The sequence below is a fragment of the Paraburkholderia edwinii genome (genome assembly GCF_019428685.1).
Lineage (GTDB): Bacteria > Pseudomonadota > Gammaproteobacteria > Burkholderiales > Burkholderiaceae > Paraburkholderia > Paraburkholderia edwinii.
This window is the reverse complement of sequence record NZ_CP080095.1, coordinates 796688-817376: the sequence shown is the minus strand read 5'-3', so window position 1 is coordinate 817376 and position 20689 is coordinate 796688. Positions and strand designations below refer to the sequence as shown.

Annotated in this window: 16 protein-coding genes; 7 read left to right on the top strand and 9 right to left on the bottom strand. The window is 62.3% G+C overall.

Translation table 11 applies throughout. From position 1 onward, the window contains the following. Positions 1 to 144: 144 nt before the first annotated feature. Entirely contained in the window at positions 145 to 1737 is a 1593-nt protein-coding gene (locus KZJ38_RS03590; RefSeq protein ID WP_219798810.1) for an APC family permease, read from the bottom strand. A gap of 513 nt (positions 1738 to 2250) precedes the next feature. On the opposite strand from KZJ38_RS03590, the gene KZJ38_RS03585 reads away from it, so the two are divergent. Continuing rightward, positions 2251 to 2454, top strand: a complete 204-nt coding sequence (locus tag KZJ38_RS03585) for a cold-shock protein (RefSeq protein WP_075158275.1) — start codon at positions 2251 to 2253, stop codon at positions 2452 to 2454. Between the two features lie 166 nt (positions 2455 to 2620). On the opposite strand, the gene KZJ38_RS03580 is transcribed toward KZJ38_RS03585, so the two are convergent. Further along, on the bottom strand, positions 2621 to 3871 hold the full coding sequence (locus KZJ38_RS03580) for an Hsp70 family protein (RefSeq protein WP_219798809.1): 1251 nt from the start codon (positions 3869 to 3871) through the stop codon (positions 2621 to 2623). A gap of 287 nt (positions 3872 to 4158) precedes the next feature. Between KZJ38_RS03580 and KZJ38_RS03575 the strand changes: the two genes are divergently transcribed. Further along, the gene (locus tag KZJ38_RS03575) at positions 4159 to 5637 is read left to right on the top strand and encodes an MFS transporter (protein WP_219798808.1); all 1479 of its coding nucleotides are present in this window, start codon (positions 4159 to 4161) and stop codon (positions 5635 to 5637) included. A 295-nt stretch (positions 5638 to 5932) separates the two neighbouring features. Here KZJ38_RS03575 and KZJ38_RS03570 read toward each other — a convergent pair whose 3' ends face one another. Together KZJ38_RS03570 and KZJ38_RS03565 are read right to left on the bottom strand one after the other, a co-directional pair. Beyond that, positions 5933 to 6526: a nitroreductase family protein gene (locus tag KZJ38_RS03570; protein WP_219798807.1), complete on the bottom strand. Its 594-nt coding sequence runs from the start codon at positions 6524 to 6526 to the stop codon at positions 5933 to 5935. 155 nt (positions 6527 to 6681) lie between these two features. Beyond that, positions 6682 to 7965, bottom strand: a complete 1284-nt coding sequence (locus KZJ38_RS03565; protein ID WP_219798806.1) for an MFS transporter — start codon at positions 7963 to 7965, stop codon at positions 6682 to 6684. 212 nt (positions 7966 to 8177) lie between these two features. Here KZJ38_RS03565 and KZJ38_RS03560 point away from each other — a divergent pair, with 212 nt between their 5' ends. Continuing rightward, entirely contained in the window at positions 8178 to 8876 is a 699-nt protein-coding gene (locus KZJ38_RS03560; RefSeq protein ID WP_219798805.1) for a TetR/AcrR family transcriptional regulator, read from the top strand. Between the two features lie 32 nt (positions 8877 to 8908). Next, positions 8909 to 9499 carry a DUF1415 domain-containing protein gene (locus KZJ38_RS03555; protein ID WP_219798804.1) on the top strand — a complete coding sequence of 197 codons (591 nt, stop codon included), beginning with the start codon at positions 8909 to 8911 and terminating at the stop codon, positions 9497 to 9499. A gap of 27 nt (positions 9500 to 9526) precedes the next feature. On the opposite strand, the gene KZJ38_RS03550 is transcribed toward KZJ38_RS03555, so the two are convergent. Next, positions 9527 to 10357: a class I SAM-dependent methyltransferase gene (locus KZJ38_RS03550; protein WP_219798803.1), complete on the bottom strand. Its 831-nt coding sequence runs from the start codon at positions 10355 to 10357 to the stop codon at positions 9527 to 9529. A 444-nt stretch (positions 10358 to 10801) separates the two neighbouring features. Between KZJ38_RS03550 and KZJ38_RS03545 the strand changes: the two genes are divergently transcribed. Further along, positions 10802 to 11122: a type II toxin-antitoxin system HicA family toxin gene (locus tag KZJ38_RS03545; RefSeq protein WP_219798802.1), complete on the top strand. Its 321-nt coding sequence runs from the start codon at positions 10802 to 10804 to the stop codon at positions 11120 to 11122. A gap of 275 nt (positions 11123 to 11397) precedes the next feature. Then, entirely contained in the window at positions 11398 to 12954 is a 1557-nt protein-coding gene (locus KZJ38_RS03540) for a UxaA family hydrolase (RefSeq protein ID WP_219798801.1), read from the top strand. Positions 12955 to 13068: 114 nt separating this feature from the next. Here KZJ38_RS03540 and KZJ38_RS03535 read toward each other — a convergent pair whose 3' ends face one another. Then, the gene (locus KZJ38_RS03535; RefSeq protein ID WP_219798800.1) at positions 13069 to 13281 is read right to left on the bottom strand and encodes a DUF1059 domain-containing protein; all 213 of its coding nucleotides are present in this window, start codon (positions 13279 to 13281) and stop codon (positions 13069 to 13071) included. A 388-nt stretch (positions 13282 to 13669) separates the two neighbouring features. On the opposite strand from KZJ38_RS03535, the gene KZJ38_RS03530 reads away from it, so the two are divergent. Then, on the top strand, positions 13670 to 14938 hold the full coding sequence (locus KZJ38_RS03530) for a TIGR03862 family flavoprotein (RefSeq protein ID WP_219798799.1): 1269 nt from the start codon (positions 13670 to 13672) through the stop codon (positions 14936 to 14938). 169 nt (positions 14939 to 15107) lie between these two features. On the opposite strand, the gene KZJ38_RS03525 is transcribed toward KZJ38_RS03530, so the two are convergent. From KZJ38_RS03525 to KZJ38_RS03515, 3 genes are all read right to left on the bottom strand, one after another. Next, entirely contained in the window at positions 15108 to 16262 is a 1155-nt protein-coding gene (locus KZJ38_RS03525) for a methyltransferase (protein WP_219798798.1), read from the bottom strand. A 122-nt stretch (positions 16263 to 16384) separates the two neighbouring features. Further along, a complete protein-coding gene (locus tag KZJ38_RS03520; protein WP_219798797.1) occupies positions 16385 to 16744 on the bottom strand; it encodes a hypothetical protein in 360 nt (119 codons plus the stop codon). A 60-nt stretch (positions 16745 to 16804) separates the two neighbouring features. After that, positions 16805 to 20560, bottom strand: a complete 3756-nt coding sequence (locus tag KZJ38_RS03515) for a DUF6531 domain-containing protein (RefSeq protein ID WP_219798796.1) — start codon at positions 20558 to 20560, stop codon at positions 16805 to 16807. Positions 20561 to 20689: the final 129 nt, after the last annotated feature.

Sequence of the window (20689 nt, the reverse complement as noted above, 5' to 3'; positions counted from 1 at the left end):
TGACCTCGCGTGAAGCTGCGTGAAGCCGTCGTAGATCACAAAACAAAAAGCCCGTCCGATGCAAAACATCATCGAACGGGCTTTTTACGTTGCCCGCGCGAGTCCCGCGCGGCCACTCATCCTCAAGCGGATCGCAACCGCACTTTAAGCGCCAATCCCCTCAAGAATCTCATCATGCGATTCGCGCTCGGCGAGGTACTCGGTGCGGTAACCGGTATGCACGCCCCAGTAGTAAAACACCAGCGCACACGCGATCACGACGATCATGTCCCATCCATACGGCAGCACATTCATGCCGCCGAACTGCTTGCTGCCGATCAGCGACAGCACCGCCATGGTCGGCAGATAGGCCACGAGCCACCATGCCGCCTTCAGGTCGCGTCCCCAGCCGGCAAAACCGGACTTCGCCTGATAGTAGAAGTACACGGGCAGCGCGACGATCATCAGCAGGATGATTTCGCCGGTCAGCGGCCACTTCGCCCAATACAGAATGAGCGACGCGCAGACGAACGCGAACGGCGCGATCACTTTCATGCCGGCGATCTGCAGCGGACGCTCGAGGTCGGTCGCGGTGCGGCGCAGCGCCATCAGACTGATCGGCCCCGTCAGATACGAAATGACCGTTGCGACCGAGATCACCGCCGCGAGCGAACTCCAGCCGCGGAAGAAGAACAGGAAGATAAACGACACGAGCAGGTTGAACCACATCGCCGCACGCGGCACGCCATAGAGCGGATGCACCACGCCGAACATTTTCGGCAGCGTGTTGTTGCGCTCCATCGCGTAGATCATCCGCGTGGTGGTCGCCATATACGTCGTGCCGGTGCCGCTCGGGCTCACGAACGCATCGACGTACAGAAGAATCGCGAGCCAGTTCAGGTTCAGCGCGATCGCGAGTTCCGCGAATGGCGACGCAAACGTGAAGTGGCTCCAGCCTTTCATCACATCGGCCGGATTGACTGCGCCGATATACGCGATCTGCAGCAGTACGTAGATCACGAGCGCAAGCAGGATCGATCCGATCACCGCGAACGGCACGCTCTTCGCCGGGTTACGCGCTTCGCCCGCGAGATTGACCGGGCTTTGAAATCCGTTGAACGCGAAGACGATGCCGCTCGTCGCCACCGCAGTCAGCACGGCCGACCAGCCGTACGGCGCGAAGGTGCTCGCCTCGCCGAAGTTCTCATGATGAAAACCCGTCAGCATGAGACCGAGGATCGTCGCGCCGGGGATGATGAACTTGAAGATGGTGATTGCCGAATTGGCGTGCGCGAACAGTTTCACGCCCCAGTAGTTCAGCAGGAAATAGACAATGACAAGCGCGGCGGACAGCAATAGCCCGTTGGTTGTCAGTGATCCGTTGACGAACAGTGCATGCGCCCAGGGGTAAGGCCACGTACTCATGTACTGGATCGACGCCTCGGCTTCGATCGGGATCACCGACACAATCGCGATCCAGTTCGCCCACGCGCTGATGAAACCCACAAGCGCCCCATGCGAGTACCGCGCGTAGCGCACCATGCCACCGGACTCCGGCAACATCGCACCGAGTTCCGCATAAGTCAGTGCGATCGCGAGAATCACTACAGCGCCGATGACCCATGCACAAATGGCTGCGGGCCCTGCAATTTTTGCGGCCTTCCAGGCGCCGAACAGCCACCCGGATCCGATGATCGAACCCAGGCCCGTCAACAGCAGAGCGATCGGTCCGATCTTTCGTTGAATAGAACTAGTCACGTCTTCTCCTTGTTTCTGAGGCCGTATCGGTGCCGCGCAATTTCCCCGCTTTTCCGGATGGGTGCGCCTTCGGCCGGCCACGATACGCACGCTTCGGGCCACCCTGTCAGAACAACTTCAAGGACTGCGTACACAAACTGGGCATACACAACTGAGCAATGACGTCATGCCTTGGGTGCAACCGCCAACGAGGCGCGTAGTGTAACGGTTGCACCCGCCGTTGAACACGAAAAATCGACTTGTTCCTACAAAAAATCCCTGCGATTTGCAAGCTTTGTAAACCCGGCTTTTGGCATAAAGCGTTAATGCCAGTGAAGAAAACGGGGACACTATTGACCTTCTCTCGAAATGACCGTATAAATATCGGGCAGGATTTCAAGTGGCGAGTGAATTGGTCTTTCTTGGTTGGTTCGCCCATCAGCGGTACTCCGGCTGGTCCTATTACCCCTTCCTTGATTTTCGTGCACCCCCTACAGGCTTCGGCCTTATTTACCTCTTTTAGGAAAAAGTAATATGGAAACCGGTACCGTCAAGTGGTTCAATGACGCTAAGGGCTTTGGCTTTATCACCCCGGACGGCGGCGGCGAAGATCTGTTCGCGCATTTCTCGGAAATCCGCATCGAAGGCTTCAAGACGCTCCAGGAAAACCAGAAGGTCACGTTTGAAGTGAAGACGGGCCCGAAGGGCAAGCAAGCCGCTAACATCAAGCCGGCCTAAGCTGCATCTCCTGGGGACTACCCCAGGACACTAAAAAAACCCCGCTTTGGCGGGGTTTTTTGCATCTGGGCGTCTTCTATTGTCTGTTGATCGGTTTCACGCGTAGGCGCAATACCGGTTACACGATGCCGCGTCTATGCAAAGGCCGGCGGCTTCGAGAATCCGACTAGCTGAATACACGTTGCGCGTGAATGCCGAGGCCGGTGGCCACGCTGGCGAGCCGGTCGCCGAACACGGGCCGTGCACCCGGAAATGCCGCGGAAAGTGCGCCGGAGAGAAACGCGAGCCCCGTCGAGCCACCCGTGAAATACAGCGCACCGACGTCGCGGTCGGCGACGCCGGCGGACTGCACCGTGTCGCGCGCCGCCTGAACGATGCGTCGCGTTTCTTCCTTCCCGGCTTCGATCAGTTGCGCTTCGTCGAACGCGACGCGCAGATCGTCTTCGACCATCTCCAGGTCGATCAGCGTCTCGCCGCCCGCTGCGACGCCGATCTTCGCCTCTTCCGCGCATGCGGCCAGCGCGTGCCCGAGACGCCGCTCGACGACCCGCATCAGCCGGTCGTGATGACTCGTGTCCGTGTACAGATGCCGTATCAGCGCAAGCTCGCCGACGCGCTTCGGCGCATAGACGGTATTGATCAGATGCCACGTCGCGAGATCGAAATAGACGCGGTTCGGCACCTCGCGCCCCTCCGGATCGAGCGACCGGTAGCCGAGTTCCGTCAGGATCGTCGTCAGTTCGACCCGCCGGTCGAAATCGGTGCCCGCGACGTGTACGCCGTGATGCGCGAGTACGTCGTCCTTGCGCTCGATGCGCGCCATCCGTTGCGGCCCGACCCGCACAAGCGAAAAGTCCGACGTGCCGCCGCCGATATCGGCGACCAGCACGAGCTGCTCTTCCGTCAGATGTGATTCGTAGTCGAAGGCGGCCGCGATCGGCTCATACTGGAACTCGATGTCGCGAAAGCCGACCGTGCGCGCGGCGGCTTCGAGCTGTTGCTGCGCGAGACGGTCTGCACGCGGATCGTCGTCGACGAAGAACACCGGGCGGCCGAGCACCGCGCGCTCGAGCGTGACGCCGGCGCCCGCTTCCGCGTGGCGCTTCAGATGCGTCAGGAAAATCGCGATCACGTCGGTGTACTTGATCGCGCTGCCGTCGCCGAGATCCGTTGTGCTGTCGGCGAGCGCCGAGCCGAGAATGCTCTTCATCGAGCGCATCAGGCGGCCGTCGAAGCCGTCGATGTACGCCTCGAGCGCGGCGCGCCCGTACTCGCGGGTGTTTTCGTCGGTGTTGAAGAACACGGCGGTCGGCAGCGTGGTGTACGCGCCTTCGACCGGCGCGAGCCGCAGCGCGCCATTGCCTGGCACCGCGACCGCCGAATTCGACGTACCGAAGTCAATCGCGCAAAAGGTCATGAGCACATCGCTGGCTGACGGCGGGGTGCGCCGCCCGCGCCCGCGCGAACGAGAGAAGGGACCGGCTTTTTAGCACGAAAGCGCGACCTGCGGCAACCCGTGATGCGGATTCGCGTGCAAGCGGTGCGAACCTGGCGCGGGTCGATCGGGGGCGGCGGCGCCGCTGGCATGCAAGCCGCGGTAAGCGGCTGTAAGTGAGCGCACGTTGCGGAACGAAATTTGCGGAAATCTCGTGGTTTCGCGGAATTGCCCGCCCGCCCCCACAACGAAACAGGAGACTCGCCGCCATGTCCGAACCGCCCGCCGCAACGGCACGCGCTGAGTCCGCGTCGTCCTCGATCGTCGAGACGGACCTGCCCTCGCGGCTCGACCGTCTGCCATGGGGCCGCTTTCACACGCTGATCGTGGGCGCGCTCGGCATCACGTGGCTGCTGGACGGGCTCGAGGTGACGCTCGCGGGCGCGGTGGCGAGTGCGTTGAAAGCAAGCCCATCGCTGCATTTCAACAATGCGGAAGTCGGCCTCGCGGGCAGCGCGTATATCGCCGGCGCCGTACTCGGCGCGCTCGGTTTCGGCTGGCTGACTGACCGTCTGGGCCGGCGCAAGCTGTTCTTCATCACGCTCGGGCTCTATCTGGCCGCGACGGCGGCAACCGCATTTTCGTGGAATCTCGCGACGTTTCTGCTATTCCGCTTCCTGACCGGCGCAGGCATCGGCGGCGAATACACGGCCATCAACTCGACGATCCAGGAGTTCACGCCGGCACGCGTGCGCGGCTGGACCGATCTCGGCATCAACGGCACCTTCTGGGTCGGCGCCGGGCTCGGCGCGGCGGGCTCGCTCGTGCTGCTCGACCCGGGGCTCATGCCGCCGGACTGGGGCTGGCGCGCGTGCTTTCTGATCGGCGCGGTGCTCGCGCTCGCGATCCTGCCGATGCGCAGGTGGATTCCCGAAAGTCCGCGCTGGCTTCTCACGCACGGCGAAGCGCACGAAGCGCGCGCGGTGGTCGAGGAAATCGAGGCGCGCTTTCGCCGCGACGGGCACACGCTCGGCGGCGGCGACACGCTCAAGCGCCTCCGCCTGCGCGCGCGTGACCACACGACCCTGCGCGAAGTGTTCAGCACGCTTTTCGTGCGGCATCGGCGACGCGCGTTTGTCGGCCTGTCGCTTATGACCGCGCAGGCGTTCTGCTACAACGCGATCTTCTTTACCTATGCGCTCGTGCTGACCGACTTCTACGGCGTGCCCGGCGATCATATCGGCTGGTATCTGCTGCCGTTCGCGCTCGGCAACTTTCTCGGACCTCTGGTGCTCGGACGGCTTTTCGACGTGATCGGCCGGCGCAAGATGATCACGACGACCTACGCGCTTTCCGGCGTGCTGCTGACCATCAGCGGCTATATGTTCGAACAGCACTGGCTGACCGTTACGACGCAGACGATCTCGTGGATGGTGATTTTCTTCTTCGCTTCGGCCGCGGCGAGTTCTGCTTATCTGACCGTCAGCGAGTCGTTTCCGCTTGAAATCCGCGCGCTTGCGATCGCTGTGTTCTATGCGTTCGGCACCGCGCTCGGTGGCATCGTCGGGCCGGCGTTCTTTGGACGCCTGATCGATACGCAACAACGCAGCGAGGTGTTTTACGGTTACCTCGTCGGCTCGGCGCTGATGCTGGCCGCGGCGGTGATCGCGGCGATATGGGGCGTCGACGCGGAGCGGCGCTCGCTCGAGAGCGTCGCCGCGCCGCTGTCCGCGGTTGAAGATGACTGACGTTTGATGTGCGGCCGGGCAGACGCAGGCGCTGCAGCGGAAGCTTGCGTCCGTCCGCGCGAGATCGCTTCGCGGCACGGTCTGGCGTGGCACGGTCTGGCGTGGCACGGTCTGGCGTGGCACGGCTTGGCGCGGCGCGCGCTCGCACGGCACAGCCTTGCGCAGCTCGGGCCGCGCGGCCCGACCTACGCGGCCGAACCTAAGCGACTCGCCCTCCGCGAGCTCGCCTACGCGGCCCGGCCTAAGCGACTCGCCCTCCGCGCCCCGGCCTACGCGGCACGCCCGATTCCCACGCCTAAAACGCCTTCTTCCACGCCCCCGCGTAAGCAATCTCCGCAAGCGGCAAACGCGTGCGTACCGACTTCTCGCGTTCGCGCAGCACCGGATCGAGCTTCTCGACTTCGCCGAAGTGCCCGAGCGCAATCATCGAAATGACTTCGACGTCGTCAGGAATTTCGAAGGCGCGACGGAACGCGTTGACGTCGAAGCCGCTCATCTGGTGCGCGGCGAGGCCAAGCGCATGGGCCTGCAACACGAGCGCCATGGCCGCAGCGCCCGCATCGTAAGGCGCGCAACGGTTGACGCCGCCCTTGCTGGTCAACGTATGCGTCGTGACGGCGATCAGCACGGGCACGGCGCCGTTCCACCCCTGGTTGAACGGCACGAGTGTCGAGAATGCCTTCTTGAACGTGACTTCATCGACACCGCGATCAAACACGACAAAGCGCCACGGCTGCCCGTTGAACGCCGACGGCGCCCAGCGCGCCGCCTCGAGCACAGCCTGCAGATGCTCGCGGCTCACAGGTTCGCTCGAAAATGCGCGCGGACTCCAGCGGCTTGCCAACAGATCTTGAATAGGAACTTCGGTCGCAGCGACTTTTTTAGACATGTGCATCTCGCGGTCGTTGTGCATGAACGATCGATCATTGCGCAGTGGCCGGATAGGATAACCCGGAACGCTAGCGCCAAACCGGCGATCGATGGGTTCATGCACACGCAACTTCAACTGCGATGCAGTGCAGGATGCGCGATGGCGCGACGTCCTCAGACCGCCTGAACCGCGGCCCCGCGCGGACGACGGTTGATGCGCAGCACGATCACCGCGGCAACGAGGCACAAGCCGCCCGAGATCATCGACGCAACCGTGTACGTGCCGAGACTCGCGCGCAGCATGCCGGCGCCGAGTGCAGCGAACGCCGCGCCGAGCTGGTGTCCGGCCACGACCCAGCCGAACACGACCGGCGCCGATTCTTTGCCGTACACATCAGTTGCAAGACGCACGGTGGGCGGCACCGTAGCGATCCAGTCGAGACCGTAGAACACGGCGAACAGCGGCAAGCCGAAAAAGTCGATACCGAACGCGTGAGGCAGATAGATCAGCGACAACCCGCGCAGGCCGTAGTACCAGAACAGCAGCACGCGCGAATTGAAGCGATCGGACAGCCATCCCGACAACGTCGTGCCGAACAGATCGAAGATGCCCATCGCCGCGAGCAGCGAAGCGCCCTGCACCTCAGAGAGACCGTAGTCGCCGCACATCGCGATCAGGTGCGTGCCGACATAGCCGTTGGTGCTCGCGCCGCAAATAAAGAAGCTGAAGAACAGCAACCAGAAATCACGCGTTTTGCTCGCGGACGCGAGTGTGCCGAATGCGATCGCAAGCGGGTTCTGCTTCGACTGGTCGGTTCTCAACGGCGCGTCGGCCGGTTCGCCGTAAGGACGCAAGGTCAGATCGGCGGGACGCTCGGGCAGCAGGAACGCAACGAGCGGCAGCACGACGGCGGCCGCGATGGCGACCACCCACACGACCGGCCGCCAGCCGTGATGCTCGGCGATGGCGGCCAGCATCGGCAGGAACACGAGCTGGCCGGTCGCGGAGCTCGCGGTCAGGATGCCCATCACGAGCCCGCGCCGCTTCGTAAACCACCGGTTGACGACTGTCGCCGACAACGTCAGCGCCGCGACGCCGGTCGAGCCGCCGACCATCACGCCCCACACGAGCACCATCTGCCACGGCGCCGTCATCATCGACGACAGCGCGACGCCGGCGCCCATAATGGCAAGTGCAGCGAGCAGCGTGGGACGCACGCCGAAGCGCTGCATCGCCGCCGCGGCGAACGGGCCGGTCAGCCCGTACAGCGCGATATTCACCGAAATCGCAAGCGAGATGGTCGCGCGGCTCCAGCCAAATTCGTGTTCGAGCGGCACCATCATCACGCTCGGCGTCGCGCGCGTGCCGGCCGCCGCGAGCAGCACGAGGAACACCACGCCAACCGCTAGCCAGCCGTAGTGAAAGCGCCCTCCAATGAGTCTTGAAGCCCAGTTCATCCGTTGCTCTCCGTTTCGACGAACACCTCTGCGGGAGATGGGCAAACGCGTCGTCGCGATGGGTTAGGGTCCGGGGTGATCCGTGGGATGGATATGGACCCTTTGAATATTTCAGACTAAAGCACTTGTGACTGGTCTGTCACAATGGTCTTGCGATGGTAGTGACCGGTCAGTAACATGTCAAGGCGACTCACCCGTATTTGCACACTGTCATGAACGATTCCCGCGCCGGAAAACCGCAGACCACCTCACACACTGCACACGCTGAAGGCGAAGCGCAGGCGCCATCGCGAACCGGCGCGCGAGCGACGCCACGTCGTCCGCAAACAGCGGGGCTCGAAGCGCAGGAACATCTGCTGCGCGCGGCCAACGAACTGTTCTATCGCGAAGGCGTGCGCGCGGTCGGCGTCGATGCGGTCGTCGAACGCGCCGGCGTGAACAAAATGAGCCTCTATCGGCAGTTTTCGTCGAAGGACGATCTGGTCGTCGCGTGGCTCGAACAGGCGGACCGCGAGTTCTTCGAGCGCTTCGAACGCCACATCACAAAACATTCCGGCACGCCGGTCGAACGATTGAACCGGTATTTCTCGGACCTCGCGCAGCGTGCATCGGCAACCGATTACCGCGGTTGTCCGTTCGTCAACGTATCAGCGGAGTTTCCCGACGCATCGCACCCTGCCCGTCTATGCGTGAACCGCAATAAGGAAAAGCTCGTCGCTCGGCTCAATGAACTGGCTGCGCAAGCGGGCGCGCGCGAGCCCGCAGCGCTCGCGGACGCGCTTGCGTTGCTGATCGAAGGCATCTATGCGGCGAGTCAGACCTATGGTCCCGGCTGCGGGCCGATTGCGGCAGCGCCGGTCGTTGCCGCGCAACTGATCGCGGCTGCGTGCACAGAGGCGCCGGTAAAATAGCGGTCTTATCGCTTTCGTCTTGTAGTCCCGCTATGCCGCTTTCTCCGTTGCCCGCCGATACCGAATCACACGAAGCCATCATTGCGGCGACGCGCCACTGGCTCACGCGCGCGGTGATCGGACTCAATCTGTGTCCGTTCGCCAAAGCGGTGCATGTGAAAGACCAGATTCGCTATGCGGTCAGCGACGCGACAAACACCGAAGGCGTACTGACTGACCTCGAAAGCGAAATGCGCACGCTTGCGGACGCAGACCCCGCCCTCATCGATACAACGCTGCTGATTCTTCCGCGCGCGCTTGCCGATTTCCTCGACTACAACGACTGCCTGTATTTCGCGGACCGGATGCTGCAGGATCTGCGTCTCGAAGGCACGCTGCAGATCGCGAGTTTTCACCCGCACTACCAGTTCGAAGGCAGCGAGCCCGACGACATCGAAAACTACACGAACCGCTCGCCGTATCCGATCCTGCATCTGCTGCGCGAAGCGAGCATCGAGCGCGCAGTCGATGCATTTCCCGATGCCGCCGACATCTACGAACGCAATCAGGAAACGTTGCGGCGGCTCGGCCGGCAAGGCTGGCAGCAATGGATGGCGGCGCGGGCCGATACCGGGACCGACTGACGGCCGGGAGCGCCGGCCGCGCCGCGCTCAGGCGTCGACGAAAAACCGCTCGCGCAATTCGTCGAGACCGAACGTCTCCATCACTTCGTGCAACCGCTCGGTCGGTTTGCGTCGCGGCAAATCCTTGTAGTGCGCGATGATCAGCTCGTTCTTCATCGAGTGTTCCCAGCCGACCAGCTCGGTGACGTTCACCTGATAGCCGTGCGCCTCGAGTTGCAGACAACGCAGCACATTGGTGATCTGGCTGCCGAACTCTCGTGTATGCAGTGGATGGCGCCAGATTTCGGTTAGGGCATTGCCAAGCGACTTGCTCTTGTTGCGCTTGAGCACACCCGCCACCTCCGCCTGACAGCACGGCACCACGACGACGTACTGCGCGCGCTTTTGCAGCGCGAAACGGATCGCATCGTCGGTGGCGGTGTTGCAGGCGTGCAGCGCAGTCACGATGTCGATGGTCGGCGGCAGCCGGTCCGACTCGATCGATTCGGCCACTGACAGATTCAGAAAAGACATCCCGCCAAAGCCAAGCCGTGCGGCCAGTTCCTCCGACTTCGCGACGAGTTCTTCGCGCGTCTCGATGCCGTAGATGTGCGAGTTATCGCGCAGATCCTTGAAGAAAAGGTCATACAGAATAAAGCCGAGATAGGATTTTCCCGCGCCGTGATCGACGAGCGACACCGAGCCTTTCGTTTGCTTTACATCTTGCAGCAGCGGCTCGATAAACTGGAACAGGTGATAGACCTGCTTGAGTTTGCGGCGGCTGTCCTGATTCATCTTGCCGTCGCGCGTCAGGATGTGCAGTTCCTTTAGCAGTTCGACGGATTGATTGGGCCGGATCTCGTAATTTTTACTGGACATCGAGGTTGCGTGCCACCGATTGCATGAAAAACGTGCGTCAGGCGACGGAAAAAAGAAGAAGTTGCTGTCAGTTTACCGAAAAGCGCGGCGGGCTTCGTCGTTCGCCGCGCTCAAAAACGGTGCACGAACACCAGATAGGAACGCTTTATGCAGCGTTGGACCCCATCAAGGGCGCTGTATGAAACGAGCAACGCAACGTGGCGCCACGCGCCACAACGCGCACGAGGTCGATCGGACGGACGAGCCCGACGCCTTGTCGCGAATAACGACCAAAGCTGCCGGCCGCCTCGAACGAAGCGGTGAACCGGTGACTTCGGGGGAAGTCGTACCCGTCACGCGTAACATGCATGCATCCAGGCGTAACAGGACGGGGGCGAACGTAACCTAACCTGAAGCGTGCCGCGACTGCCCACAGTAAGCGCGCTCAGACCAGAAGAGGCGGCAATGGATACGACACCCAACGGAAACGCGGAGCAGAAGTTTCAGGAACTGCTCGCGAAACTAACGACGACTCCGGAATGGACCGAGAAACAGCAGCTCGAGCTCGAAATGGCGCGCGATATCTCGGTCGAGATGCTGCGTCTTGCCGAGGTCATGCGCGACGGCAGCGTCGATCTCGAGACGGTTCTGATCATGCTCAAGTACGCCAAAGTGCTCGACTTTGTGATGTCGACACTCGCTTCACGGCGCGATATCAAACCGCAAACGCTGCGGGTGATCTTCAAGCTTGCGGGGTTGAAAGTTGATGAGGCGTATCCGGGGTAAATGCGCGGGTTGAACGCGCAGGCTGATACCTGGACCATCTGCAAAAGCTAAGACGCTCGCGCGCCGCTGTCGCGGCGCGATCGCATGGCGCGCGGCCGACTGCACCGCGCGCCCCTCCGGCACGCATCTTCGTCGCGCTCGCATGGCCTGTCGGCAATCGGCTATTCTGTGATCGTTTGCAAAAGAAAAGCGCGCGCGGCGCATATCGATCGATGCGCCGCACGATAGCCCAAGATAGCCGCTTCTGCCCAACGTCCCCGTTTCGAGGCCAGCCCATGCCGACTGAATCAGTTGCAGCGCAATCCGTTCATTCCACCATCCGCCTTCATCCCAACGACGACGTCATCATCGCGACGCGGCAGCTCGTGCCGGGCATGCGCATCGAGGCGGAAGACCTCGTCGTCGCAGGACTGATTCCGCCGGGCCATAAGGTTGCGACACGCGCGATTGCAAAGGGTGAGCCGGTCAAGCGCTACAACCAGATTATCGGCGTCGCGCGCGACGCGATCGCGCGTGGCCAGCACGTGCACGTGCACAACCTCGGTATGGCGGAATTCGCGCGCGAGCACGAGTTCGGCATCGATGTGCATGCAACGGATTTCGCCGACCCACCCGCGCATTTCATGGGCATCCGCCGCGCGGACGGCCGCATTGCAACGCGCAATTTCATCGGCGTGCTGACAAGCGTCAACTGTTCCGCGACCGTGGCGCGCGCCATCGCCGATCATTTCCGGCGCGACGTGAACCCGCACGCGCTCGCCGACTATCCGAACGTCGACGGGGTGATCGCGCTCACGCATGGTCTCGGCTGCGGCATCGATACGCTCGGCGAAGGCATGAAGATTCTGCGCCGCACATTGGCGGGCTATGCCGTGCATCCAAACTTCGCGTCGGTGCTGTTTGTCGGCCTCGGCTGCGAGGCGAATCAGATCGGCGGCGTGCTCGAATCGGGCGGCCTCAAGGACGACCAGCCGAAGCTGCGCAGCTTCACAATTCAGGATAGCGGCGGCACGCGCAAGACCATCGAGCGCGGCATCGCGATGGTGCGCGAGATGCTCGCCGACGCGAATCGCGCCACGCGCGAGCCGGTGCCGGCGTCGTATCTGAACATCGGGCTGCAATGCGGCGGCTCCGACGGCTACTCGGGCATTTCGGCGAACCCCGCGCTCGGCGCGGCCGTCGACCGGGTCGTGCGGCATGGCGGCACCGCGATTCTCTCCGAGACGCCGGAAGTCTACGGCGCCGAGCATCTACTGACGCGTCGCGCGGTGAGCCGCGAGGTCGGCGAGAAGCTGCTCGCGCGCATCGCGTGGTGGCAGGACTACTGCGCGCGCAACGACGCCGCGCTCGACAACAATCCGTCGGCCGGCAACAAGGTGGGCGGCCTCACGACGATCCTCGAAAAATCGCTCGGCGCCGTCGCCAAGGGCGGTACGACCAATCTCGTCGACGTCTACGAATACGCGCAGCCGATCACCGCGAAAGGTTTCGTGTTTATGGACTCGCCCGGCTACGACCCGATGTCGGCGACGGGCCAGGTCGCGTCGGGCGCGAACCTGATCTGCTTCACGACCGGCCGCGGCTCCGCGTACGGCTGCGCGCCGTCGCCGTCGCTCAAGCTCGCGACCAACACCGCGCTGTGGGAGCGTCAGCAGGACGATATGGACATCAACTGCGGCGGCGTCATCGACGGCACGGCATCGATCGACGAACTCGGCGAAGCGATCTTCCGGATGATGCTCGACTGCGCGTCAGGCACGCGCTCGAAAAGCGAAGTGCACGGGTATGGGCAGAATGAGTTCGTGCCCTGGCAAGTGGGCGTGGTGACCTGACATCAGGTCAAGCGGCGCGCGCTTTCCGCCGATGCGGTATCTCTGACCGGCAGCGCGAATGCGGATGCCGGTCGGCATGCATGCCCCAACGCCGGCCCGCGGGCCGGCTCTTGCTCACGCACTGCGTGCCGTTTCGGCCGGCGGCGTGCCGTTGTGAAACATCGTCTTCAACTGCGAGCGCAGTTCGGGCGAGTCCTCGTGCTTGTGCACCGCGACCGCGTGCTGCACGGCGGCTTCGAGCAGCTCGCTTTCCGAATCGGCGCACAACGCGACCGAACACCCAATGTCGCTTGGAAATTCACGACAATCGATAAATACGCGGCTCATGGCAGTACTCCTCACATCAATGAGTGCGCGCGCGTCCATGCCGTTTGGTCTATGCGATGAACCGCGCGGCAGATTGGCCTGGTTCGATCGGCTGGCAGGTGGCGTGTGCGCGGGGAAATGACGCGAAGCGCGTCCAATGGAGGGTTGTCAAAAAGTATAGGTCGCGATGCGGTAAAAATAAGCCGGCCGCCAGCGTGCCGTTTTGTCAGACCGCAAAGCGCTTCGAAAGGCGCGCATTGCACAATACGTCTGTCCCGGCCGCGCAATGCGCATTGGGCCGCACCGTGCGCCTATGGGAAAATGCGGATGCCACCTGACGGCCCGCTTTCTCCTGTAACCGTTGTCAGGCGCGTTTGCCCGACACCCCACTCTCGCTTCTTTGCCACGCATGTCGATTTTGCATGACCGTCATAGCGTCGCCGTTATCGGCGGCGGCCCCGCCGGATTGATGGCGGCCGAAGCGCTCGTCCAGCACGGCGTGCAGGTCGACGTCTATGACGCGATGCCGTCAGTTGGCCGCAAGTTTCTGATGGCCGGCAAGGGCGGCATGAACATCACGCATTCGGAACCGCTCGACCGCTTTATTGCGCGATATGGCAAGCGCCACGCGCAGATCGGACCGCTGTTCGACCGCTTCGGCCCTGACGCACTGCGCGTGTGGACGAGCGAGCTCGGTGTCGATACGTTCGTCGGCAGTTCGGGGCGCGTGTTTCCGACCGACATGAAAGCGGCGCCGCTGCTGCGCGCCTGGCTGCATCGGCTGCGCGAATCGGGCGTGCGTTTTCACATGCGGCACAAGTGGGTCGGCTGGGACGCAGCGGGCGCGGACGCCCGCACGCGGCACGCGCTGCGCCTCGCGACGCCGACCGGCAAGCAAATCCTGCACACCGATGCGGTGATCCTTGCGCTTGGCGGCGGCAGCTGGCCGCGGCTAGGCTCCGACGCGTCGTGGGTGCCGCTGCTCGAAGCGCGCGATGTGCCGGTCGCGCCGCTCGCGCCGTCGAACTGCGGCTTCGACACGGACTGGACCGAGCCGTTTCGCGAACGCTTTGCGGGCCAGCCGGTGAAGGCGGTCGCGATCTCGGTGACCGATGTCGACAACCAGATCCAGCACCGGCAAGGCGAGTTCGTCGTCACGACGACAGGCGTCGAAGGCAGTCTCGTCTATGCGCTGTCGGGCCCGATTCGCGAACGCATGCAGGCGGACGGCGCCGCGGTCATCCAGCTTGATCTCGCGCCGGGACTCTCGCGAGAACGCGTGATCGACGAAGTCGTGCGGCCGCGCGGCTCGCGTTCGATGTCGAGCCATCTGCAGAGCCGGATCGGCATTGCGGGCGTGAAGCTGGGCCTGCTGCACGAGTGCCTGTCGAAAGAGGACTACTTCGATATCGAGCGTGTGGCGCGCTCGATCAAGGCGCTGCCGCTGCGGCTCGTACGCGCGCGGCCGATCGAAGAGGCGATCAGCAGCGCCGGCGGCGTGCCGTTCGAGGCGCTCGATTCCCATCTGATGATTCGCGAACTGCCCGGTGTGTTCTGCGCGGGTGAGATGCTCGATTGGGAAGCGCCGACGGGGGGGTATCTGCTCACCGCCTGTTTTGCGAGCGGGCTGGCGGCGGGGATGGGTGCGTTGAGCTATCTGGCGAGCGTGGGACGGTAAGCGTCGCGCCGGATGTTCGCGCCTGATGGGCGGTGAACGGCGGTGGGTCAAACGGCGGTCAATTACCTGGTCGCCAATACCGCGCAAGCGCCTAAGAGCCGGAGGCCTTTGATGCTGAGCTACCGGGCAGCTTGCTACGCGAGTCTCACATTCGCTGCGCCTGCCGTGCCTACCGCGCCTTCAGACGCCACAGCGACGTCACTTCCGCCGCCCGCGCCGCATGCAGCGGGTCGGACGGGTCGGTCGCCTTCGGATGACGCGGCCGGATGTCTTCGCGCCCCGCGACCACGAGCTTCGCGCGATCAATTGCTGAGAGCAGATCGTCGCGCGTGCGCAAGCCAAGGTGTTCCGCGAAGTCCGACAGAATCAGCCAGCCCTCGCCGTTCGGTTCGAGATGTTCGGCGAGACCATTGAGAAAGCCGAGCAGCATCCGGCTCTCGTGATCGTAGATTGCGTGCTCGATCGGCGACGCCGGCCGCGCGGGCAGCCACGGCGGATTGCACACGATAAGCGGCGCGCGGCCCGGCGCAAACAGATCCGCTTCGACCACTTCCACACGGCTCGCATAGCCGAGGCGCTCGAGGTTTTCGCGGGCACAGGCGAGCGCACGCGCATCCTGATCAGTGGCGACAACCTTGCTGACGCCGCGCTTCGCGAGCACGGCGGACAGCACGCCGGTCCCGGTGCCGATATCGAACGCTAGCTCCAGCGAAGGCAGCGGCGTGCGCGCGACCAGATCGATGTATTCCCCGCGCACCGGCGAAAACACGCCGTAATGCGGATGGATGCGTTCACCGAGCGCCGGAATCTCGACGCCCTTCTTGCGCCATTCATGCGCGCCGATCAGCCCGAGCAGCTCACGCAGCGACACCACCGACGCATCGCCGCCCGGCGCGCCGTACGCTTCCGTGCACGCGTCCTGCACATTGGGTGCGCGACGCAGCGGAATCGTGTAGTCCGCGTCGAGCGGAATCAGCAGCATGCCGAGCGTGCGCGCCCGCTGCGATTGCGCTTGCCGGTGCAGGTTGAACGCATCCAGCGGCGAGGATGCGCGTTTGGGCGGCTTGCGCTCGAGCCTGCGTGTCATCGCCTGCAGCAGTTGCCGCGCGTTCTGGAAGTCGCCGCGCCAAAGCAATGCCGTGCCTTCGCATGCAAGACGGTAGGCGGCATCGGCTGTCGTGCGGTCGTCGGCGAGGACGACGCGTTTGGGTGGCGGCACGCCTGCTTCGGAGCGCCAGCGGGCGGATTGCGGGCCATCGGCTTCGGGCCACGTGATCGTAGCAAAAGCGTGGGGAGCGGAGGAAGAATCGGCGGTGGTGGTCATGATTGGACGAGAGCGACGCAGGACATTATGCAGCAACACAACCGGGCAAGGCCCGCCATCGCTTGTCTACGGTCTCATCGCCCCCGGTCTTCGTCATAAGCACACGCCACGCACAGGACTCGTCAGAGCTTCTTGGCAACTGCACCTATCGAACCAAACGCGTTGTTCAACGCACCCGTCACGCACGCAGTCGCGGAAGATTGCGGATGAAACGTAACAGGATGCGAGCTTACGCCACTATAGGTGCCCTGATACCCAATGACCGTCTTTCCTGTCTCGTTGGAGAGCATCTGGGCATTCGAGATTGGACCGCCATTGGCGCCATAGCATGAACGATAGTCGATGACCTTGGTGTCGGGATTGACCTGATTCGACACTTGCTTGGCAGCCTGCTGACCGCTCATATAATTCCCCGAGCCTTGGCCTCCGACTTCGCTAAATAGCGGTGCGCCGTGGCAATAGATTGTTTGGGTATAAGGCATGAATCTGTCCTTCCATTTTTTCCGGTAATCGACCCACAACAGGGCCAAAGCCCGGAGTGGTTAAATCGGAACGCCCGCTTCGCGCGGACGGTATTGATACGGATTGCCGCCGTCAGCCAGACCTGACGAGGCCTGTGTCATGAAACGCCCGGCATCGGGATCGTAGTATCGATACTGATCGTTATGGAGCCCGGTCTCGTGGTCGAAGTAATGTCCCATTAACCGCAACGGCTGATGGACAAGCGAACCGCCCGCACGCAAGTGATCGACATCATCGGACATCACACTTCGCGTATTGCCCCACGCATGGTAACGGGCGCGCCACTGCACTTTTCCATCGCGGTCAGTCAATTCGTGAGGAACGCCGAACTGATCCGTGTGGTAATAACGAACTGTCGACTGACGTCCCTGGGTGTGGGCCAAGCCATTGCTCACCTCGATCTGCGCGAGCGGAACCTGGCTCTCGTGCTCGTACACATAAACGAACATGCGGCCCTGCCGCATCTCGCCGAGCAGACGGCCGAACTCCCACAGGAATAGCGTCGTTCCTGAGGCGTCTTTCTTGAACACGCGCCGGCCCAACGCGTCGTAGCCATATTCGACATTCGTATCCCCGGCATCACCCGTGATACGCACGCGCTCGACGAGGTGCGTTGGTGAGTAATCGAACTGTATTCGTGTGCCGAAACCGGTCGCCTTTTCGACGACATTCCCGTATGGGTCGTAGATATACGTTCTGTCCGCGAATTCTGTTACGCGGTTATTCGCGACCACTGGAGAACCGGACCGGTTGAACATGTTATGGGCGGGATCGAACGAGAAAATTTCCTGGTCAGCCTGAATCAACTGCCCCAAAGCATCGTGTTGATAGTGGCGCGCGCGCCCGTTCTGGTCGACCACGTGCCGCACGTTACCGACGCGGTCATAGTCGTAGGTTCGCGAAATAACCGGCGTGACCTGCCGCGTGGACGCCACTTCTTCGAGCGCCTGTTGCGCGATGAATCGCCCGATCCGATCATACTGATAGTGGCTGGTGAGCCGGCCTTGCGTGCGGCGCACTTCCCGATGCAGTACATCCCGCTCAATGTCGCAGATTACGTCGCCGTCAACATTGATCTGATGCAAATGGCCTGAACCATAAAACAGGTAGTTGATCTGCCGGGCATCCGGCAGCGTCGTTGCAGTCCGATTACCGAGCGCGTCGTATTCATAAGTGAGCGTCAGTTCTTCGCCGAGGACATGACTCGTCTCCGCGACGAGCCGCCCGAGCGCGTCGTAACTGCGTTGCAGACGACAACACTGGTTGTCTGCCTCGATCAGCCTGCCGGCTGCGTCGTGCTTCCAGGTGATGCGCTCGACGCGCTGGTCGCGTGTGCGTGTCGTCGTCGTGGCGATCACGCGTCCGGCCTCATCGCGCTCGAACGCAGTACATAGCATGTCGGCCTGACCGTCGTCCGGCGCACCGACTCCAGTATCCGCCTGAGTGCCCAGTTCGAGCCGTTCGATCAGCAGTCCGGACCCGTCGTAGCGGTGACGGATCACGCGCCCATCGAAGCCGCGTTCTTCGCTCACATGGCCGGCAGCATCGTAGGCAAAGCGATATTGCGCGCCGTTCTCATTGGTCAGCACGCACAGGCGCCTTAACGCATCGTATTCGTACTGCAAACGGTGTCCCAGCGCATCGATCCGCGCTGAAGGCAGGCCGTCCGGGTTCAACTCCCATTGCGTACGTGCGCCTTGCGCGTCGATATGTGCAGTCAGGCGGCCGTGTACGTCGTAGTCGAATGCCTCACTGCTACCGTCGGCATGCTCGATCCTCAGCACCCGTCCCCGTCGGTCGCACGAGTATCGTGTTGTTTCACCGGCGGCATTGGTCACCGACTGCATATGCCCCCAATCATCCCAGACAAAATGCGTCGTCTGTCGCGAGCAGTCGGTCTGGCTGATGAGCTGTCCGGTTTCGCCGTATCGCAGTTGCCGGCTTCCGCCGCGCTCGTCAGTAACCTGAACAACGCGTCCGCGTTCGTCGTAAGCCAACTCAACACTATGTCCGAGCGCATTCGTCCGTTGCAGCAGGTTGCCCGCTGCGTCGTACTCGTAGCGTGTGGCAGCGCCGGCTTCGTCCACCATGAGCGTCGGTCGCTGCCACTGCGGGTGATACAGGATCTCCGTGCGCTGGCCTGCCGGGTCCATGACCGACGTTCTATTTCCCCACATGTCGTAGGTCGCAAGCGTCACGCGCTGAGCAGGGTCGGTGACCAGAACCGTATTGCCGCTGCCATCGACATCGAAGCGCGTGGTGTTTCCGGCTGCGTCGGTACGGCCCACCAGCATGTTCCGCTCATCGAAGAAGAACCATTCGGTCTGGCCGAGCGGGTTCGTCAGTTCCGTCCTGTCGGACAGATAGCGAAATTGCCAGCATTGTCCGAGATTGTTTTCGATGCGCTGCACTTTTCCGTTCGACGTGTACTCGTCATAGGTGTACCGCGCGATCAGTGCGCCGGGAAGGCTATGTTCGATCAGGACGTGGTTTCTATACAGGTATTCGCGCGTGATGTGCCGCTCCGCGTTGCATACCCGCGCCAGATCTCCCGCATCCGAATACGCATAAGAGACGAGTACCTCCGCGCCCAGCATGACGCGGCTGAGTCGCCGGACCGTCAGCGCGTCGTGAAGACGCAATGTGATGTACTCGAGCCTGAGCGTACGACCGGCCGCATCGTGAATGAGTTCGGGAAACCCGGCATCGTCGTACAACACACGGATGTGGTTTCCATGGCGGTCTTCGATGCCTACCAGCGGAATACAGCGGGAACGATCGGCGTCACCTGGGTCGGCATTGACGGTCAGAGGCGCGAAAAGGTAATGCGTCCCGCCATCCGCAGACGTGAACCGGTAACGCCCGTTCGCCTCGCTGCTGACATGGAAATTGACGCTGCGCAGAGGCTTGCAATCGCCTGGCTGCAGAGTGGGCAAACGCATCTCATTGCCCTGAGAATCGACCATCAGTAGCGTATCGTTCGTGCGCTTCAGGAACGATGAAAACGGAAGCGACCAACCTTGTCCCAACCAGCCGTTGCCGGTCATGTCAGAAAAATAGGTGCGCTGCCAGCGTAATGGCAACACAGCGGGTAGTTCGAAATCCAGATCTTCGTCGCCCGTGAGGTATTTGACACCCGTTATCGGATTGACCGGATGCCCCACCCCACCGCTGCCTTCGCACTTTTTGTTTTCGCCTTGCTCGACCTGACCACCTTCTTTGGCCTTTTTATCCGCCTCCTTTTTAGCCTCTTCCTCGGCCTTTTTTTGTGCATCCTTTTCGGCCTTTTCCGCGGCCTCCTTTTCAGCTTTTATTTCGGCCTGCTTCTCAAGCTGCTTCTCGACGACAGCCTTAGCTGCCTTTTCCGCCTCCCCCTCCGCAAGCTTGACACCGGCTTTTTCCGCTAGCTTCCCGATATCTTCAGCAGCCTTCCCCACCGAAGCAACCTGGCCCCCTCCGGGAAGAAGATCCATGACCGTCATGGTGAGCGCTTCCGTTGCACCCGCGATGTTGCCTTCAGCGATATACACGCCTGCGTTGATCGCATTAAACAGAACGCCGATGACCGGAAGATTCCCAAACATATCCAGGACGTCATGGAGGTGCGCCTGCCAGTCCGGGTCGGTCTCTTTCAGGTTTTTACCCTTATGTTTCCCGATCAGGCCGAAAGGGCCAGACGTAATGACGTCCCCCTGCGCCGGATTGCCAACCGTGTTTCCCGATTGGGACACAGGAACGATGCCCAACTGAACTTTGACGTAATGTTCGCTTACCATAGCTTTAACACCTTCACCATCCCGATTCGACTTTATCGACCTGTTACTGGACCCAAGAATGCCGTCGATCATAGGCGCGCGACATGGCGAAGCTCGCCGCCTCCCTCGTCATCGGTCAATCGCACATGC

Bases quoted from the DNA above. Each gene is read 5' to 3' on its own strand.
- KZJ38_RS03585 (WP_075158275.1), top strand. From the start codon at position 2,251: ATGGAAACCGGTACCGTCAAGTGGTTCAATGACGCTAAGGGCTTTGGC.
- KZJ38_RS03580 (WP_219798809.1), bottom strand. From the start codon at position 3,871: ATGACCTTTTGCGCGATTGACTTCGGTACGTCGAATTCGGCGGTCGCG.
- KZJ38_RS03575 (WP_219798808.1), top strand. From the start codon at position 4,159: ATGTCCGAACCGCCCGCCGCAACGGCACGCGCTGAGTCCGCGTCGTCC.
- KZJ38_RS03570 (WP_219798807.1), bottom strand. From the start codon at position 6,526: ATGTCTAAAAAAGTCGCTGCGACCGAAGTTCCTATTCAAGATCTGTTG.
- KZJ38_RS03565 (WP_219798806.1), bottom strand. From the start codon at position 7,965: ATGAACTGGGCTTCAAGACTCATTGGAGGGCGCTTTCACTACGGCTGG.
- KZJ38_RS03560 (WP_219798805.1), top strand. From the start codon at position 8,178: ATGAACGATTCCCGCGCCGGAAAACCGCAGACCACCTCACACACTGCA.
- KZJ38_RS03555 (WP_219798804.1), top strand. From the start codon at position 8,909: ATGCCGCTTTCTCCGTTGCCCGCCGATACCGAATCACACGAAGCCATC.
- KZJ38_RS03550 (WP_219798803.1), bottom strand. From the start codon at position 10,357: ATGTCCAGTAAAAATTACGAGATCCGGCCCAATCAATCCGTCGAACTG.
- KZJ38_RS03545 (WP_219798802.1), top strand. From the start codon at position 10,802: ATGGATACGACACCCAACGGAAACGCGGAGCAGAAGTTTCAGGAACTG.
- KZJ38_RS03540 (WP_219798801.1), top strand. From the start codon at position 11,398: ATGCCGACTGAATCAGTTGCAGCGCAATCCGTTCATTCCACCATCCGC.
- KZJ38_RS03535 (WP_219798800.1), bottom strand. From the start codon at position 13,281: ATGAGCCGCGTATTTATCGATTGTCGTGAATTTCCAAGCGACATTGGG.
- KZJ38_RS03530 (WP_219798799.1), top strand. From the start codon at position 13,670: ATGTCGATTTTGCATGACCGTCATAGCGTCGCCGTTATCGGCGGCGGC.
- KZJ38_RS03525 (WP_219798798.1), bottom strand. From the start codon at position 16,262: ATGACCACCACCGCCGATTCTTCCTCCGCTCCCCACGCTTTTGCTACG.
- KZJ38_RS03520 (WP_219798797.1), bottom strand. From the start codon at position 16,744: ATGCCTTATACCCAAACAATCTATTGCCACGGCGCACCGCTATTTAGC.
- KZJ38_RS03515 (WP_219798796.1), bottom strand. From the start codon at position 20,560: ATGGTAAGCGAACATTACGTCAAAGTTCAGTTGGGCATCGTTCCTGTG.